This window comes from Arthrobacter sp. 10T425 (assembly GCF_056393985.1).
This window is the reverse complement of the sequence record NZ_JBFTGZ010000016.1, coordinates 1-15,497: the sequence shown is the minus strand read 5'-3', so window position 1 is coordinate 15,497 and position 15,497 is coordinate 1. Positions and strand designations below refer to the sequence as shown.

15 protein-coding genes are annotated in these 15,497 nt (G+C 67.9%); 6 read left to right on the top strand and 9 right to left on the bottom strand.

The window, feature by feature from the left end:
* Window positions 1–101 precede the first annotated feature (101 nt).
* Window positions 102–800, bottom strand: coding sequence for a DedA family protein (locus tag AC1DDH_RS16785; protein ID WP_476955890.1), 699 nt, complete (start codon window positions 798–800; stop codon window positions 102–104).
* A 189-nt stretch (window positions 801–989) separates the two neighbouring features.
* Window positions 990–1,664, bottom strand: a complete 675-nt coding sequence (locus tag AC1DDH_RS16780; protein ID WP_476857644.1) for a TrmH family RNA methyltransferase — start codon at window positions 1,662–1,664, stop codon at window positions 990–992.
* Between the two features lie 53 nt (window positions 1,665–1,717).
* Here AC1DDH_RS16780 and AC1DDH_RS16775 point away from each other — a divergent pair, with 53 nt between their 5' ends.
* A complete protein-coding gene (locus AC1DDH_RS16775; RefSeq protein WP_476860029.1) occupies window positions 1,718–2,572 on the top strand; it encodes an HAD-IIA family hydrolase in 855 nt (284 codons plus the stop codon).
* 23 nt (window positions 2,573–2,595) lie between these two features.
* Here the strand turns inward: AC1DDH_RS16775 and AC1DDH_RS16770 are convergent, their stop codons facing one another.
* The 4 genes from AC1DDH_RS16770 to pyrE form a co-directional block, all read right to left on the bottom strand.
* On the bottom strand, window positions 2,596–3,624 hold the full coding sequence (locus AC1DDH_RS16770) for a thioesterase domain-containing protein (RefSeq protein ID WP_476850578.1): 1,029 nt from the start codon (window positions 3,622–3,624) through the stop codon (window positions 2,596–2,598).
* Between the two features lie 149 nt (window positions 3,625–3,773).
* Window positions 3,774–4,319 carry a hypothetical protein gene (locus tag AC1DDH_RS16765; RefSeq protein ID WP_223914539.1) on the bottom strand — a complete coding sequence of 182 codons (546 nt, stop codon included), beginning with the start codon at window positions 4,317–4,319 and terminating at the stop codon, window positions 3,774–3,776.
* A gap of 95 nt (window positions 4,320–4,414) precedes the next feature.
* Window positions 4,415–5,188 carry a GAF and ANTAR domain-containing protein gene (locus tag AC1DDH_RS16760; protein ID WP_230012582.1) on the bottom strand — a complete coding sequence of 258 codons (774 nt, stop codon included), beginning with the start codon at window positions 5,186–5,188 and terminating at the stop codon, window positions 4,415–4,417.
* A gap of 98 nt (window positions 5,189–5,286) precedes the next feature.
* Window positions 5,287–5,871 carry an orotate phosphoribosyltransferase gene (gene pyrE, locus AC1DDH_RS16755; RefSeq protein WP_277528120.1) on the bottom strand — a complete coding sequence of 195 codons (585 nt, stop codon included), beginning with the start codon at window positions 5,869–5,871 and terminating at the stop codon, window positions 5,287–5,289.
* Window positions 5,872–5,981: 110 nt separating this feature from the next.
* On the opposite strand from pyrE, the gene acsA reads away from it, so the two are divergent.
* Genes acsA through AC1DDH_RS16730 form a run of 5 tightly spaced genes read left to right on the top strand, consistent with a single transcriptional unit; the run spans window position 5,982 to window position 11,558 of the window.
* On the top strand, window positions 5,982–7,841 hold the full coding sequence (acsA, locus tag AC1DDH_RS16750) for an acetate--CoA ligase (RefSeq protein ID WP_476955889.1): 1,860 nt from the start codon (window positions 5,982–5,984) through the stop codon (window positions 7,839–7,841).
* Window positions 7,838–8,908, top strand: a complete 1,071-nt coding sequence (gene pdhA / locus AC1DDH_RS16745) for a pyruvate dehydrogenase (acetyl-transferring) E1 component subunit alpha (RefSeq protein WP_476931438.1) — start codon at window positions 7,838–7,840, stop codon at window positions 8,906–8,908. The genes acsA and pdhA overlap by 4 nt, the downstream gene beginning before the upstream one ends.
* On the top strand, window positions 8,905–9,885 hold the full coding sequence (locus tag AC1DDH_RS16740) for an alpha-ketoacid dehydrogenase subunit beta (protein ID WP_476955888.1): 981 nt from the start codon (window positions 8,905–8,907) through the stop codon (window positions 9,883–9,885). Before pdhA ends, AC1DDH_RS16740 begins: the two co-directional genes overlap by 4 nt.
* Window positions 9,878–11,287: a 2-oxo acid dehydrogenase subunit E2 gene (locus AC1DDH_RS16735; RefSeq protein ID WP_476955887.1), complete on the top strand. Its 1,410-nt coding sequence runs from the start codon at window positions 9,878–9,880 to the stop codon at window positions 11,285–11,287. The genes AC1DDH_RS16740 and AC1DDH_RS16735 overlap by 8 nt, the downstream gene beginning before the upstream one ends.
* Before the next feature lie 28 nt (window positions 11,288–11,315).
* Window positions 11,316–11,558 carry an acyl carrier protein gene (locus AC1DDH_RS16730; protein WP_223914546.1) on the top strand — a complete coding sequence of 81 codons (243 nt, stop codon included), beginning with the start codon at window positions 11,316–11,318 and terminating at the stop codon, window positions 11,556–11,558.
* 9 nt (window positions 11,559–11,567) lie between these two features.
* Here the strand turns inward: AC1DDH_RS16730 and AC1DDH_RS16725 are convergent, their stop codons facing one another.
* The 3 genes from AC1DDH_RS16725 to AC1DDH_RS16715 form a co-directional block, all read right to left on the bottom strand.
* Window positions 11,568–12,815: an FAD-dependent oxidoreductase gene (locus tag AC1DDH_RS16725; protein WP_476887556.1), complete on the bottom strand. Its 1,248-nt coding sequence runs from the start codon at window positions 12,813–12,815 to the stop codon at window positions 11,568–11,570.
* A gap of 146 nt (window positions 12,816–12,961) precedes the next feature.
* Window positions 12,962–15,235 (bottom strand): gluconokinase, GntK/IdnK-type, encoded by a 2,274-nt coding sequence (locus AC1DDH_RS16720; protein ID WP_476887557.1) that lies wholly within the window; start codon window positions 15,233–15,235, stop codon window positions 12,962–12,964.
* Window positions 15,225–15,497: enolase C-terminal domain-like protein (locus AC1DDH_RS16715; protein WP_476872833.1), on the bottom strand; the 273-nt coding region annotated here is incomplete at its 5' end. The genes AC1DDH_RS16715 and AC1DDH_RS16720, both read right to left, overlap by 11 nt.

The following is a 15,497-nucleotide window of genomic DNA, read 5'->3' as shown; positions in this document are numbered from 1 at the left end:
GGAGGGAACCTCGTCGGCTAGGAACCATCCTAGCCATTCCTGCGCCGGGGCCGTGTCTCCGGTCACGTGGCCCCTGTAACACTCGCGGCCGGGCGCTTCGGTCATGGTTCCGGGCTGCCGGAGGACTGGCCGGCGCCGGCCCCGGCCCCGCCGCCGGCATTGCGCCGGCCGCTGGCGGTACGCGTGGCTCTGGCTTTACGCGTGGCGCGGGCTTTCCGGATCCGCAACGTGATCACGGCTGCCACGACGACTACCGCGACCACCGCGGTGACGCCGCGTCCGGCAGATGTGGCTGCCGCTTCGTAGGAGTTCCCGGCCAGGTAACCGAGCAGGACAAATCCTGCACCCCACACCAGGCCGCCGGCGGCGTTGAAGGCCAGAAACTTCAGGTAGGGCATCCGTGAGCTGCCGGCCAGTGCGGGCATGACGGCGCGGAAAAATGCCACAAACCGGCCCAGGAACACCGCCGAACCGCCTCGGAGGCGCAGGAAATCCTGGGCCTTTTCAAGTCTCGCCAGACGCCTGTTCATGACTTTCAGACCCAGAAGTCTCGGTCCCAGGTGTTTGCCGACCTCGTATCCGGCCGAGTCCCCGATGATCGCGGCCAGCACGACCACGACCATCACGGACCACAAGGGCAGGACCCCGCGGCCGGCCACGACCCCGCCCAGAACCGCGGCGGTCTCCCCGGGGACAACGAAGCCGACGAAGAGGGCGTCCTCGGCGAAGACCAGCAGGCCCACGATGATCAGGGCCCGCAGCGGGTCTACATTCAGGACGCTGTCCACAAACCCGCTCACCGGGTTTCCGCTCCCCTGCCGAAAGGGACGGCTTCATCCGACGTGCAACGGTGATGTCTTCGGTTCCGGTCCACATCCTTCTCCTCGCACGTTCGCCTCGCACCGACAGCGTCTGCTGGTTTGCGACCCAAGTCAACGGCTCGCTTGTCGGTACGGAACCCCCGGGGCCACGGACGCCTAAGAGTGGCTTTAGCCCGGGAGTTGGCCGAACACGTGGCGGCGGATCCAGGCGTGCATCGCGATCGCGGCGGCGGAGGCCGCGTTGATGGAACGGGTGGAGCCGAACTGTTCGATCGACAGGGTGTCCAGCGCCGCTTCGTGGACTTCAGGGGTCAGGCCCGGGCCTTCCTGGCCGAACACCAGGACGCAGTCCTTGGGCAGTTCGTAGGTCTCCAGCGGCACCGAGTCCGGGAAGATGTCGATCCCGATGATCGCCAACCCCTCCCCCTGCGCCCAGGCCACGAAGTCCTCAACGGTGGGGTGGTGGCGGACGTGCTGGTAGCGGTCGGTGACCATGGCCCCGCGGCGGTTCCACCGGCGTCGTCCGATGATGTGGACTTCCTTGGCGAGGAACGCGTTGGCGGTCCGGACCACGGTGCCGATGTTGAGGTCGTGCTGCCAGTTCTCGATCGCGATGTGGAAGTTGTGCCGCTTGGAGTCCAGGTCGGCCACGATCGCCTCGTGCTTCCAGTAGCGGTATTTGTCCACCACGTTGCGCCGGTCGCCGTCCGCCAGCAGGTCCGGGTCCCAGTGCCCACCCTGGGGAACTTCGCCTTCCCAGGGTCCGACGCCGACCTCCGCCTTCGGTTCCGGCCCTTCCTCTGCGGCGGGGAGGGACGGGGCGGGGATCTCGGGTTCAGTCACGCCTCAACATTAGACTGGGTGACAGGAAGCGGCACACTTAGGCGGAGGACAGCATGGCAGATCAGCGCGAAGAGCAGGGTACCGATTCAGACGAGGGCCGTTCGTACGCCTCCATGTACCGCAGCGGCCAGGAAATCGAGTGCTGGCTCACGGACATGGACGGCGTGCTGGTCCACGAGAACCAGCCCATCCCGGGCGCGGCGGAGCTGATCCAGCGCTGGGTGGACACCTCCAAGCGGTTCCTCGTGCTGACCAACAACTCGATCTTCACGCCCCGGGACCTCGCGGCCCGGCTGAGCTCTTCCGGGCTGGAAATCCCGGAGGAGAACATCTGGACCTCGGCCCTGGCCACGGCCCAGTTCCTCAAGGACCAGGTCCGCGGTTCGGAGTCGGGGAACCGCGCCTACACGATCGGCGAAGCAGGACTCACGACGGCGCTCCACGAGGCCGGCTTCATCCTCACCGACCAGAACCCCGACTTCGTGGTGCTCGGCGAGACCCGCACCTATTCGTTTGAAGCCATCACCATGGCCATCCGCCTGATCCTCGCCGGCGCGCGTTTCATCGCCACCAACCCGGACGCCACCGGGCCCTCGAAGGACGGACCCATGCCTGCCACCGGGGCCATCGCCGCCCTCATCACCAAGGCCACGGGGCGCGAACCGTACATTGTGGGCAAGCCCAACCCGATGATGTTCCGGTCGGCGATGAACCAGATCGACGCGCACTCGGAAACCACGGCCATGATCGGCGACCGCATGGACACCGACATCATCGCCGGCATGGAGGCGGGCCTGCACACGGTGCTGGTGCTCAGCGGCATCACCCACCGGGACGATATCGCCGCGTATCCGTTCCGGCCGAACCAGATCCTGAATTCCGTGGCGGACCTCAAGAACCAGATCTGAGCAACACCCCAGAACGCGATACCTCAGAACGCGGTCTTCTTCCCGCCGCCGCCCGGCAGCGGGAAGAGGTCGTCCTGGAGTTTTTCGATGATGGGCCGGTAGATGAACGGGCTCCAGCCAGGGCTCGCGTGCTCCGGCCTCGCCCCGTCGGTGCGCAGGTCATCCGAGACCATGTTGGTTTTGAAGGACAGTGACCAGGTGTCCCGGGCGGTCTCGTAATCCACCGTCTTGTCCCGGGGGTTGCCGACGAACGCCATCTTCGTTTCGCCCAGCTTCCCGACGAAACGGCTGGCCTCAAAGTGGAAGATGAAGGCGGATTCGGACTGGATCAGCACGCTGGACGGTGCGATCGGGGACAGCTGTTCCAGTGTCTGGTCCACCACCTGGCCCCAACTGCGTTCATTCTTGTGCAGCATCCTCTCGCCGAGCTCATAGCCGCCGCGCAGCACTGTGGGGAAGCGGAACCCGCTTTCGTAGAGCAGCACCACGCCCTCGAACCAGCTCTGGTCCAGCACGTCGTGCCGGCTCGCCGGGCTGGAGTCGAGCAGGATGAACGCCACTTCGACGCCGTGCAGTTCGCGCAGCCGGGCCGCTACCTGGGTTGCCACCATGCCGCCAAAACTATGGCCGTAGAAGTAGAGGGTGGTGAGATTGTGGGCGCGGACGTGCTCGATCACGGCGATGACCACCTCGTCGATGTCCAGGCCTTCGTTGGAATACCCGACGGCGGCGAGCTGGCCCCTCTTATTCAGGGAGCCGCGCAGCGCGTTCAGGATCCACAGGGCTTCTTCCCAGCTCGTTTTGTAGCCGGGGAACAGGATCCAGCTGGCGTGGGGGTAATACCGTTCGGCAACGTCATCAGGTACTTCGAGGATCCGGCTGACACGCCGCTCGGCCTGCACGCGCTGAGTGAACAGCATGTCCGCCGCCAGCAGCGACGCGGACCCGGCGCCGATCAGGAACGATCGCCGGGAAACCCGTTTAAGCTCGACGGCGCGGCGGAGCATGCGGGCCTCGGAAGCACCGGGGCCTCGCGGATGGTTCGGATCCATCTCGGCCGGCACATCTCTACCGTATCCACGCTTCGGCGGGGATGAGAAACCGGACCATGCAGCGGTCACGAAGCTCAGCGTGGAAGCGCGGTTGGCGGGCCGCTGGCGCGGTTGGCGCCGCTGGCACGCCGTTGAAGCGCCGTTGCCGTTTACGCGGGTTCGGGCTCGCGGCCGACCTCGCGGCGGCTGATTTCCATGCCGATCTCGTCATAGGTCGCCAGGAGTTCCGAGCGGGCCATGTCAGCGGGATCATCGAGAAGGCCGAACACAGAGTCGCTCGCGGCGAAGAGTTCGTCGTCGGAGAACCGGTTCAGCTTCCGGGTGCCTGAGGGATCGATCGAGGCCGTAAATTCCCCAGCCATGTCCAGAGGTGGCAATGCAGCGGAATCGTCGCGGTGCGCGGTCAGTTCCAGGGAGACTCCACCGGGAGCCGGCATGCCGGCGACCTCCGAGCCGGAGGCCCCGCCGTCGATCGCGTTGAGGTCGTTGCGCAGGCCGGCCAGCGCCGCTGATTCCACGAATGCGGCCAGGCCGAGGTCGACGCGGATGTGCGAGATGATCCCCATGCGGCGGATGCGCTGGATAATTTGCATCAGGGAGGGGCGGGAGGCTTGTGTGAGGCTCCCCCGGACACTAATCCGGACGACGTCGGAAACGACATCGAGTTTGACGTGGGCTTGCAGTGTTTGGTCCATAGGTACTCCAAATAAGGATGTCTATGGCCGACGGCTCAACCTCATTCAGCGTATCCGCGCTTGTGGTCGCACACAAGTCATAGGCCGCTGCCGGTTCAGCCAGCCTGCCGCCGGTTCGGCTCTTCGTAGTGCGTCCTGGTAGCCGTTCCGCCGACAGATTGCACCAGTGAGGCGGCGATGTCGCGGAGTTTGACGTTGCCGTTGCTGGAGGCATCGGTGAGGATCCGGACCGCGGTTTCCTGGTCGCAACGGTTCTGGGCCATGACGATCCCGATGGCCATGTCGATCACGGTCCGGGATTCGAGCGTGGCGCGCAGGTTCGTGGCGCTGTCCGTGTGCAGCGAGAAGCGGACTGCCAGCCGCAGCGCCTGGGAGATTTCACGGGTGTACCCGCGGGCCCGGACCGCGACGTCGCCGTCGAACTTGTGCGGGACATCGGAGTACAGGTTCAGGGCCGCCTGGGCTTCGCCCTGGAGGTGGAAAGGCACCGACAACACCGAGCGCAGGCCGTGCGAGGCGACGGCGGAGGCGTAGTCAGGGCCCCAGCGGTCCTCGTCGAAGAGGTCCGGGACGTAGACTTCCCGTTCCTCCTTGGCGGCGGTCAGGCAGGGGCCCTGGGACAGTGAGTACTGGATCTCGTCCACTTCGCGGGCGGAGTCGCTGCTCCACCCGATCGTGGCGGCCTTACGGTCCCGGAGCAGGGTGATTCCGCACAGCGCGTCGTCGCCGGAGCCGGCCACCTGGTGCGCGGAAAAACGCGCGAGTTCGTTCAGGAACGCTTCGAAGTCTGCGCTGTCCAGGATCAGGTTCTGGATCTGGTCGACAGTGTTGACGGAGTCAGCGGTCAAGTCTTCAGGGGGCGGGAGCATGTCGCGTTTCTCCAGATGCGGGTACGGACGGGGGGTATTTAAGAAATGATAAGTCACCCCCTAGGCACCGTCCACCCGCGTCAGCTGAGGGAGAAACGCTAGTTGAGGCCCAGTTCGTCCTTGCCGAAGGCGAAGAGGTACGGAACGCCGGCTTCGGCCTCGATCTTTTCCTTGGCTCCGGTGTCGCGGTCCACGATCACGGCGACGGCCACCACGTTGCCGCCGGCCTTGCGGACGCCTTCGACGGCGGTCAGCGCGGACCCGCCGGTTGTTGAGGTGTCCTCCAGGACCAGGACCTTGCGGCCCTCGACCGAGGGGCCTTCCACCTGGCGTCCCATGCCGTAGGACTTCTGCGCCTTGCGGACGACGAACGCGTCCACCGGGCGGCCGGCGTCGACGGCGGCATGCATGACGGCCGTGCCCACCGGGTCCGCCCCCATGGTGAGTCCCCCGGCGCACTCGAAATCGATCCCGGCGTCCTCCATCAGCGAGAGCATGACCTGCCCGACGAGTTTGGACGCCTCGTGGTGCAGGGTGATGCGGCGCAGGTCGATGTAGTAGTCGGCCTCGGCGCCGCTGGAGAGGATGACCTTGCCGCGGACTACGGCCAGTTCCTTGATCAGTTCCAGCAGTCGGGCACGGGCAGCGGCAGCGTCGGCTGCGAAGTCACGGGTGGCAGTCATGGCTCCCAGTTTAGTGGCTGGTCCGCCGCGGATTCCCAGCCGGGGTCTTGCACGTCGGTCCGGGACCTTTTGCTCTGGGCGGCACCGGCACACGGGAGTCGGATGGAACCATGACGGCAGGAACCGAACCATCCATCCGCTGGCCTGCGATCACCAAAGACATCGGCAGTTTCCGGGTCCGGCCGAACCTGGTGGATTATGACGCGGCGTGCGCGGCCTTCACCTGGGATGAGGCCCGGCGAGCCCTATCCGGACTCCCCGGTGGCCGCGGCCTCAACATCGCCTACGAGGCAGTGGACCGGCACGCGGCCGGCAGCACGGCAGGACGTGAGGCCTTGCGGTTCGTCCGGGCCGATGGCAGCACCCACTCCTTGAGCTACGCCGAACTCGCCGAACAGACCAGTCGCTTCGCCGGCGTCCTGCGCAGCCTTGGCGTCGGCCGCGGGGAACGGGTCTTCTCCCTCACCGGCCGCGGCCCCGCCCTGTACATCGCGGTGCTCGGCACGTTCAAGAACGCGAGCGTGTTCTGCCCGCTGTTCTCCGCTTTCGGTCCCGAGCCGGTGCGGCAGCGCCTCACGCTGGGCTCCGGCCGGGCGCTGGTCACCACGCGGGCGCTGTACCGCAGGAAGATCGTCCAGCTGCGCGGGCAGCTCCCGGAGTTGCGCCACGTCCTGCTCATCGACGCCGACGGCGATCCCGAGCCCGGAACCCTCGACCTGGCCGCCCTCATGCGCCAAGCCCCGCCGGACGGGGAGATCGCGGCCACCCAGCCGGAGGACATGGCCCTGCTGCACTTCACGTCCGGCACCACCGGCACTCCCAAGGGCGCGATACACGTGCACGACGCCGTGACCGCCCACCACGCGACCGGAACCTTCGCCCTGGACCTGCAACCCGGAGACGTCTACTGGTGCACGGCCGACCCGGGCTGGGTCACGGGCACCTCGTACGGCGTGATCGCACCCCTGAGCCACGGCGTGACGGCCATCGTGGACGAGGAGGAAATGGACGCCGACCGGTGGTACCGGATCCTCGCCGAGCAAGGAGTCACGGTCTGGTACACGGCCCCGACGGCCTTGCGCATGCTCATGAAGGCCGGAGCCGACCGCGCCGCAGGACACGACCTCTCCGCCTTGCGCTTCGTCGCCAGCGTCGGCGAGCCGCTCAACCCGGAGGTTGTGGTGTGGGGGCAGGAGGCCTTCGGCCAGCCGGTGCACGACAACTGGTGGCAGACCGAAACAGGCGGCATCATGATCTCGAACTACGCCGCAACCGAGATCCGGCCCGGCTCGATGGGCCGTCCATTGCCCGGCGTCGAGGCCGCCGTCGTGGCCCGGGATGCGGACGGCAAGCCCGTCATCCGCGACGGCGAAGCGGTGCTGGTCACGGACCCCGACTCCATGGGGGAACTGGCCCTCCGGCCCGGCTGGCCCTCCATGTTCCGCGGCTATCTGCACGAAGAGGAGCGCTACCGCCGCTGCTTCGCCGGGGGCTGGTACCTGACCGGGGATCTCGCCAAACGCGACGCCGACGGCTACTACTGGTTTGTGGGCCGGGGCGACGACGTCATCAAGTCGTCGGGGCACCTGATCGGCCCGTTCGAGGTGGAGAGTTCCCTCATGGAGCACCCGGCCGTCGCCGAGGCCGGCGTGATCGGGGTCCCGGACCCGGTGGCCGGCGAGGTGGTCAAGGCCTTCGTTGAACTCCGGACCGGCTGGGAACCGTCCGGGGAGCTGGCCCTGGACATCATCGGCTTCGCCCGCAAGCGGCTGGGCCCCGCCGTTGCGCCGCGGCTGCTTGACTTCACCGCCGCACTGCCCAAGACCCGCAGCGGGAAGATCCTCCGGCGCCTGCTCAAGGCCCGCGAGCTCGGCCTGCCCGAGGGCGACACCTCCACCATCGAGACGCCCCCGGTCCCGCCAAACCCGGCCCGCATAGAGCCGGCCAGCACCGAACAGGCACCGAAATGACCGGTACAGCGAGCCCACGCGGAGGCCCTTTGGACGCGGCCCACGGCCAGCACCTGCTGCTGCAGATGTTGCGCGTCCGCCAGCTCGAAGAGAAATGCGTCGAGCTGTACAGTGCAGCCAAGATCCGCGGCTTCCTGCACGTGTACATTGGCGAGGAGGCTGTCGCCGCCGGCGTCCTGGCGTCATTGGGACCGGAGGACGCCGTCGTCGCGACGTACCGGGAGCACGGGCACGCGCTGTTGCGGGGCGTCTCGGCCGAGGCGATCCTCGCCGAAATGTACGGCTACGTTGAGGGGTGCTGCCGTGGCCGGGGCGGGTCAATGCACCTGTTCGATGCCCCCACCCGCTTCTTCGGCGGCAACGCGATCGTCGCCGGGGGCCTACCTCTCGCCGTCGGCCTGGCACTGGCCGACAAGATGGCGGGGCGCTCCAATGTCACGGTGTGCTTCTTCGGCGAAGGCGCGGTGGCCGAAGGCGCATTCCACGAGAGCCTGAATCTGGCGGCCCTGTGGCAGCTGCCCGTGCTGTTCTGCTGCGAGAACAACCTCTATGCCATGGGTACCGCCCTGGCCCGTTCCGAATCGCAGACGGACATCGCCCTCAAGGCTGCCGGCTACGAGATCCCCGCGTGGGCCGTGGACGGCATGGACGTCCTGGCCGTCGAGGAGGGTGCACGCCGCGCGGTGGACGCCGTCCGCTCCGGAGGCGGTCCGCACTTCCTGGAGCTGCGGACCTACCGTTTCCGGGCCCACTCGATGTTCGATCCCGAACGCTACCGGACGAAGGAGGAGGTGGCGCGGTGGATGGAACGGGACCCGATCACGCTGCTGCGGACCGCGCTGGAGTCCGCGGGCCACCTCTCGGCCGCCGAGTGGGAGCAGCTGCAGGCGGACGCGCAGGCGGAGATCGCGGCCGCCGTCGAGTTCGCCGAGGCCGGAACCCCGGAACCGGTGGAGGAACTGACCCGCTTTGTCTACAGCGAGCGCGGCGCCGAAGACGGCGCGGGCACAGCCACTGGCGCGGGCACAGCCGGGCAGCCTGCCGGGAAGGCCGCAGGCACGCCATGAAATCGAGCTACCGAGAGGCGCTACGGGCGGGCATCCGCGACGCCATGATCCGCGACGAACGCGTATTCCTGATGGGCGAGGACGTGGGCGCCTATGGCGGCTCGTTCGCGGTCAGCCTGGGCCTGCTGGAGGAGTTCGGCCCGGACCGGATCCGCGACACCCCGCTCTCGGAATCCGGGTTCGTCGGTGCCGGGATCGGCGCGGCCCTGGGCGGCATGCGCCCGATCGTGGAAATCATGACCGTCAACTTCAGCCTCCTGGCGCTCGACCAGATCGTGAATAATGCCGCCACCTTGCTGCACATGTCCGGTGGGCAGTTCCACGTCCCGCTCGTGATCCGCATGACCACCGGTGCGGGCCGCCAGCTCGGCGCCCAGCACTCGCACAGCCTCGAAGGCTGGTACGCGCACATCCCGGGGCTGCGGGTCCTGGCCCCGGCCACCCTCGAAGACGCCCGCGGCATGCTCTGGACGGCGCTGCAGGACCCGGACCCCGTGCTGATCTTCGAGCACGGCTCGCTGTACAACGTCCCCGGGGAACTGGCCGACGACGCCGGCCCGGTGGACATCGGCACGGCAGCCATCCGACGCCCCGGCAACGACATCTCGCTGATCACCTACGGCGGGACCCTGCCCGTGGTGCTCGACGCCGCGGAACAGCTCGCCGCCGAAGGGATCGACGCCGAGGTCCTGGACCTGCGCACGCTCCGCCCGCTCGACGACGCCGCCATCCTCTCCTCCGTGACCAGGACGCACCGGGCCGTCGTGGTCGATGAAGGCTGGCGCAGCGGCAGCCTGTCGGCCGAGGTGAGTGCGCGGATCACCGAGCAGGCGTTCTTCGACCTCGATGCGCCGGTGGCCAGGGTCTGCAGCGCCGAGGTGCCGATCCCCTATGCCAAGCACCTGGAACTCGCCGCCCTGCCGTCCGCGGAACGGATCGTGGCCGCGGCCAAAGCAACAGTAGGCGCCGGTGGGTGACTTCCTGATGCCCTCGCTCGGGGCCGACATGGAGCACGGCAAGATCGTCGAATGGCTGGTCAAGCGCGGTGACTATGTGCGCCGCGGCGATCTCGTGGCGGTCGTGGACACGGACAAGACGGTCATGGACGTGGAGTCCTTCCAGGAAGGCGTCGTGGCGGACCTCCTGGTGGGCATCGGCGAAACCGTTCCGGTGGGAACCCCGCTGGCCGTGATCACCCAGACCCCTGCCGAGGTCGGGGCTCCAGTTCGTGCGGCTCCCCCGGCGGGGGCGCCGTCGAAACCCGCTGCTCTCACGCCGCGGCCCCCTGAGCCGGTCGGGCCGACGGCGGGTCCCCCGATCGCCCCTCCCGTGCGGCACCTGGCGCACCGGCTGGGCGTGGACACTGGCAGGATCCAGGGCACCGGCAAGGACGGCGCCATCACCCGCGCCGACGTCGAACACGCGGTGGCGGCCCGGACCGGCGGGACGGGCAGGGTGCGTTCGTCGCCGCGGGCGCGGCGGCTCGCCGCGGAACTCGGGATCGGGCTTTCCACCATGACCGGCACCGGCCCGGACGGCGCCGTGACGGTGGCCGACGTGCAGCGCGCAGCAGCCAGAGTTCCAACGCCGGGTCCCCCGGAGCCCGGTCGGGTTGCATCCGCGACGGAATCCCCAGCTCCGGAACGCGTCGCGGCCGTACTGGAAGCGCCGGAGACACCAGCTAGAGGGAGGCCGACGTCGGAAGCCCGCGAGCGCGTGGCCAGCCTGCGTCGGGCCATCGGCGCCCTGATGACGCGCTCGAAGCAGACCATCCCGCACTACTACCTCAGCACCACGCTGGATCTGCGCACCGCCGTCGGGTGGATGCAGTCGGTCAATGCGCACCGGCCCGTCGCCGGCCGGCTGGTGCCGTCGGCGCTCCTGCTAAAAGCCGCGGCTCTGGCGGCACGGGACGTCCCCGAGGTCAACGGCTTCTACGTCGACGGCGGTTTCCGTCCCAGTGCGGCAGTGCACCTGGGCGTCGCGGTGGCCCTGCGCCAAGGCGGTCTGGTGGCCCCGGCAATCCACGACGCCGACACCCTGCCCCTGGACGTGCTCATGGAGCAGCTGCGGGATCTTGTCAGCCGGGCACGTGCGGGGCGTCTCCAGCGCGCCGAAATGGCCGATCCAACCTTGACCGTGACCAACCTCGGAGACCTCGGCGTAGACAGTGTCTACGGCGTGATCTATCCGCCCCAGGTGGCCATGGTGGGCTTCGGCCGGGTGATGGAACAGCCCTGGGCCCAGGACGGGCTCCTCGGGGTCCGGCATGCCGCCATCGCTACGCTGTCCGCGGACCACCGGGTCAGCGACGGCCTGCGCGGCGCCCGTTACCTCGCCCGGATCAACGAGCTGTTGCAGGAACCGGAGCACCTGTGACACCCAAAGCCAGGAAACCGGAGGAACCATGAACGAACAGGACGCCCGCGCGGCGGTGCACGCCGCGATCGGCGCGGTGGCCCCTGACGTCGAACTCGACGACGTCGACGAGGACGCCCGGCTGCGCCAGGATTTGGAACTCGATTCGCTTGATTTCCTGCGGCTCGTGGAAACGATCGACACGGCCACCGGCGTGGACATTCCGGAGCGCGACTACCCGGCGGTGGCTACCGTGAAGGGCCTGATCGGCTACCTCACGGCGCACGGCTAACCGCATCGGTTAGGGCTGCGGCTGGGGTTCGGCCCGCCGCGCGAAGGCCGGTGCGTGCTCGGGGCGCGGGCCAAAGGCGATGAAGCGGGGAATGATGGTGCGGAACACCGGAACGTGCCGGGCAAAGAACAATGCCGCGGCCGGAGCCTTGGACCGCTTCCCGGTCAGGATCGGGCCGAAGACTGCCCTCTGCATGAGCCGTTGGACGCTCTGCACAATGACGGTGGGCAGCCGGCGCCGCCGCTCGACTTTCTCCAGGTCTGCCGTGGTCACCCGGCCCCGGAGCAGTGCGGGGGCAAGGTACTCGGCGGCGGCGGCCGCGTCCTGGATGGCGAGGTTGATTCCGACGCCGCCGGCCGGGGACATCGCGTGCGCGGCGTCCCCGATGAACAGCAGCCCGTTGATGTGCCACGAGTGCAGCCGGTTCAGCCGCACGTCGAGCCAGTGGAGGTCATCAAGGGATTCGATGGCGTCAACCCGGTCCGCAAGATCCGGGCGGAGGGCCGCCACCCGCCGTCGGAAGCCCTCGACGCCTTCCGCGCGGATCCGGGCGTCGGCGCCCTTGGCGGCGAGGTAGCCCATTTGGTAGTAGTCGTTGCGGAACAGGGCCAGCAGCGCCTCGCCGGGGCCGAACGCCGGCACGAGCCCGGCCACCTCACCCGTTTCGGAGGGATAGCGGGGCAGCCGGAACCACCACGTGTCGAAGGGTACCGGGAACTCCTTTGGCGCCAGCCCGGCCGCGGTGCGCAGCGCGGAATGGCGGCCGTCCGTGGCAACCACCAGGTCCGCCAGGAGCTCGTCCTGTGTGCCGTCGGCGGTCCGGAACCGGACTCCGCGGACACGGCCTCCGTTGCGGACCAAGCCCGTGGCGGTGTGGCTCATGAGCAGCGTAAACCCCGGCTCCTGGGCTGCGGCCTCGGCGAGGAAGCTCAGGAAATCCCATTGCGGCATCATGGCAATGTAGTTGTACGGCGGCGGCAGGGCGTCAAAGTCGCCCATGGTCACGGGCGCCCCGCCCGGGACCGGGAAAACGACATTCTTCAGGCGGCTCTGCGGCAACCGGCGAAACTCCCGGCCGAGTCCGAGTTCGTCAATGAGCCGGATCGTGGACGGGTGCACCGTGTCGCCGCGGAAGTCGCGCAGAAAATCGGCGTGCTTCTCCAACACCGTCACCCGCACCCCGGCCCGTGCCAGGAGCAAGCCCAGCATCATCCCTGCAGGTCCACCGCCCACCACCGCGCATCCGGTCTTCTCCATGGCCCCACGCTACGCCTGCGAGGGGTGCCGCGGGAGGGGTTTTTCGCGCCGGTTTCGGGCTTTCGCGGCGCAAAATACCCTGCGCTACGGGAATCCTCGTAGCGCCGGGTATTTTGCGCCGCGTCAGGTCAAGAACGCAGCGTGGCTTAGAGCCGGGTGTCGAAGGAGTCGCAGAAGACGTTCTCGTTGAACGTGCCCTGGAACTCCGACTTGCCCTGGATCTTCTCGATGGCGGCCCGGATGGCTGCCGGCGTGCCCGCGTGGGCGTGGATGGCGGTCTTGACCATCGGCACGTCAATGAGGTGGTTGGGCTGGTTGAGCGAGACGAACACCGTGGGGACCTCGGTGGTGTACCAGGGGATCTCGGCGGCCATCGGCGTGGACCACTTGATCCGGATCGCTGCCTCCTGCGCGAAGCCCTTCACATTGGCAAACACGAACGCGGCGTCATATTTGTCCGCGTAGTCCCCGGTGGCTTCCTCGGAGATGACGGACATGAAGTTCACGCCTTCCTCCCCTGCCGCCTTGCGCTGCGCCGCCGTCTTGAAGAGGTGCACCTCAAAACCGGCCCGCTCCAGTTCCTCGGCCACCACATCGAGGTAGGCCAGGGGATCCGCCATGGTGAAGTCCGAGCCGCCGGAAATGCCGTACAGCCGGATCCGCTTGTGCGTCCGCGGTGTGATGGGCAGGTTCTGCGCAGTGTCCTTCACCAGGGTGACGGTCTTGTCCGCAATTTCGGCGGCGATGGCCAGGTGCGCTTCGCTGCCGATTCGGGCCAGCGCCTCGGCTGGCGGAACCAGCGCCCCTCGGGACTTCAGGTGCAGTCCGAGCGAGGCCTTGAGGGCCAGGATCCGGCGCAGCGCGTCATGCAGCCGCGCTTCGGTGATGACCCCGGACTTGTAGCCGTCCAGCATGTACCCGAAGTCCTCGGCCGGGTTCCGGAAGAACAGGAACATGTCGCACCCGGCCGCAATGGTGGCCGGGACGAGCTCGCTGCGCTTCATGGCCTGGGTGAGGCCGATCATCTGGGACGCATCGGTCAGGATCAGCCCGTTGAAGCCGAGCTCGCCGCGCAGCAGGTCCTGGAGGAGTTCCGGCGCCAGGGTCGCGGGCAGGATGTCCCCCGCCGCGAGGCCCGGGCGGAAATGCCGTGACAGGTCCGGCGCACCGATGTGCCCGACCATGATGGACTGCACGCCGTGCCCGATCATCTCCCGGTACACGTGCCCGTAGGTCGCGTTCCACTGCTCGTAGCCGAACGTGTTGTAGGACGTGACCACGTGCTGGTCCCGCTCGTCCAGGCCGTCACCGGGGAAGTGCTTCATGGCGCACACGGTGGGCGATTCGCTGATGCCGTCGAAGTACTCCTTGGCCCGTTCCACCACGATCTCCGGGGTGTTGCCGAAAGCCCGGGTGGAGATGACGGTGTTGCGCCAGTTGTAGTGGATGTCCACGATCGGCGCGAAGGCCCAGTTGCAGCCCAGCGCGGCGGTCTCCACCCCGGCAACGCGCCCCATCTGGCGGGCGATGCCCTTGTCCGGGTGCGAGCCCGCCTGCAGGTGGGTCGAGACGAACGTCCCGTCGTCGCAACTGCCGGCGCCGCCCATTTCCGGGTTCGATGCGATCAGCAGCGGCACCCGTGTCTTGGACTGCGCGTACCGGATGTGCTCCTGCACCTCGGCCGACGGCCCCGGCCGGTACCGCATGCCGCCCACGTGATACTGCTCCAGGACACCGTCGAGGTATTCCGGGGAGTAGTCGTTGTTGTGGTTGATGAACAGCTGCCCGATCTTTTCCTCGTCCGACATGGAGCCGATGGTGGACTCCACCCACGCAATCGCGGCATCGTCGAGGTTGAACGGCGCGGCCTTCAGGTCCACCAGGAACCGGGTGGCTCCGCCCTGCAGCCCGTCAAGGGCCGCAACAGTGTCGTCAACGATCTGGTTCACTGGCGTGGCGATATCCACTACAACACTCGCTTCATCCGTTTGGAGTTCTTCCAGGGTTTCGAGCTGCGAATCCAGCAGCGAGAGCGGCATGAAATGGCCCGGACGCGCTGCCATGCGGCTGCCGAGCAGTTCCCGGGTGCCGTGCAGGTGCACGAACACCACGGAGGAGTCCCCGCTGCGGATGATGTCGCGGTAGGAACGCTTGAGCGCGCTGCACGCGATGACCAGCCCGGAGTCCGACGCCGCGAAGCGCCTGCCGACCTCGGCCAGCCAGGGTGCCCGGTCGTCGTCGTCCAGCGGGGTACCCGAGGCCATCTTGTCGATGTTCGACTGCGGGTGCAGCGAGTCGCCGTCGAGGAATTCCGCCCCCAGGCGGTCGGCGATGGCCGCGCCCACGGTGCTTTTGCCGCAACTGGTCACGCCCATGACGACAATGTGGGCGGGACCGGCGGACTTCAGCTCACCAGTCATGGACGGTGCCGTCGACGAGGCGGTTGTAGGGCAGGTAGGCCTGCTGGTAGGGGAACGCGGCGGCGGCTTCTTCGTTGAATTCCACGCCGATGCCGGGCGCCTCGCCCGGGTGGAGGTAGCCGTCGACGAAGGTCATGGATTGTTCGAAGACCTCGTTGGTCGCATCCGAGTGCTGCATGTATTCCTGGATGCCGTAGTTGTGGATCGCCAGGCCCACGTGCAGCTGCGCGGCGAACCCGACCGGGGAGATGTCGGTGGGGCC

Coding starts and splice junctions, on each gene's coding strand:
- AC1DDH_RS16740 (WP_476955888.1), top strand. CDS start 8,905: ATGAAATCGAGCTACCGAGAGGCGCTACGGGCGGGCATCCGCGACGCC.
- AC1DDH_RS16725 (WP_476887556.1), bottom strand. CDS start 12,815: ATGGAGAAGACCGGATGCGCGGTGGTGGGCGGTGGACCTGCAGGGATG.
- AC1DDH_RS16770 (WP_476850578.1), bottom strand. CDS start 3,624: ATGGATCCGAACCATCCGCGAGGCCCCGGTGCTTCCGAGGCCCGCATG.
- acsA (WP_476955889.1), top strand. CDS start 5,982: ATGACGGCAGGAACCGAACCATCCATCCGCTGGCCTGCGATCACCAAA.
- pyrE (WP_277528120.1), bottom strand. CDS start 5,871: ATGACTGCCACCCGTGACTTCGCAGCCGACGCTGCCGCTGCCCGTGCC.
- AC1DDH_RS16775 (WP_476860029.1), top strand. CDS start 1,718: ATGGCAGATCAGCGCGAAGAGCAGGGTACCGATTCAGACGAGGGCCGT.
- pdhA (WP_476931438.1), top strand. CDS start 7,838: ATGACCGGTACAGCGAGCCCACGCGGAGGCCCTTTGGACGCGGCCCAC.
- AC1DDH_RS16730 (WP_223914546.1), top strand. CDS start 11,316: ATGAACGAACAGGACGCCCGCGCGGCGGTGCACGCCGCGATCGGCGCG.
- AC1DDH_RS16720 (WP_476887557.1), bottom strand. CDS start 15,235: ATGACTGGTGAGCTGAAGTCCGCCGGTCCCGCCCACATTGTCGTCATG.
- AC1DDH_RS16765 (WP_223914539.1), bottom strand. CDS start 4,319: ATGGACCAAACACTGCAAGCCCACGTCAAACTCGATGTCGTTTCCGAC.
- AC1DDH_RS16760 (WP_230012582.1), bottom strand. CDS start 5,188: ATGCTCCCGCCCCCTGAAGACTTGACCGCTGACTCCGTCAACACTGTC.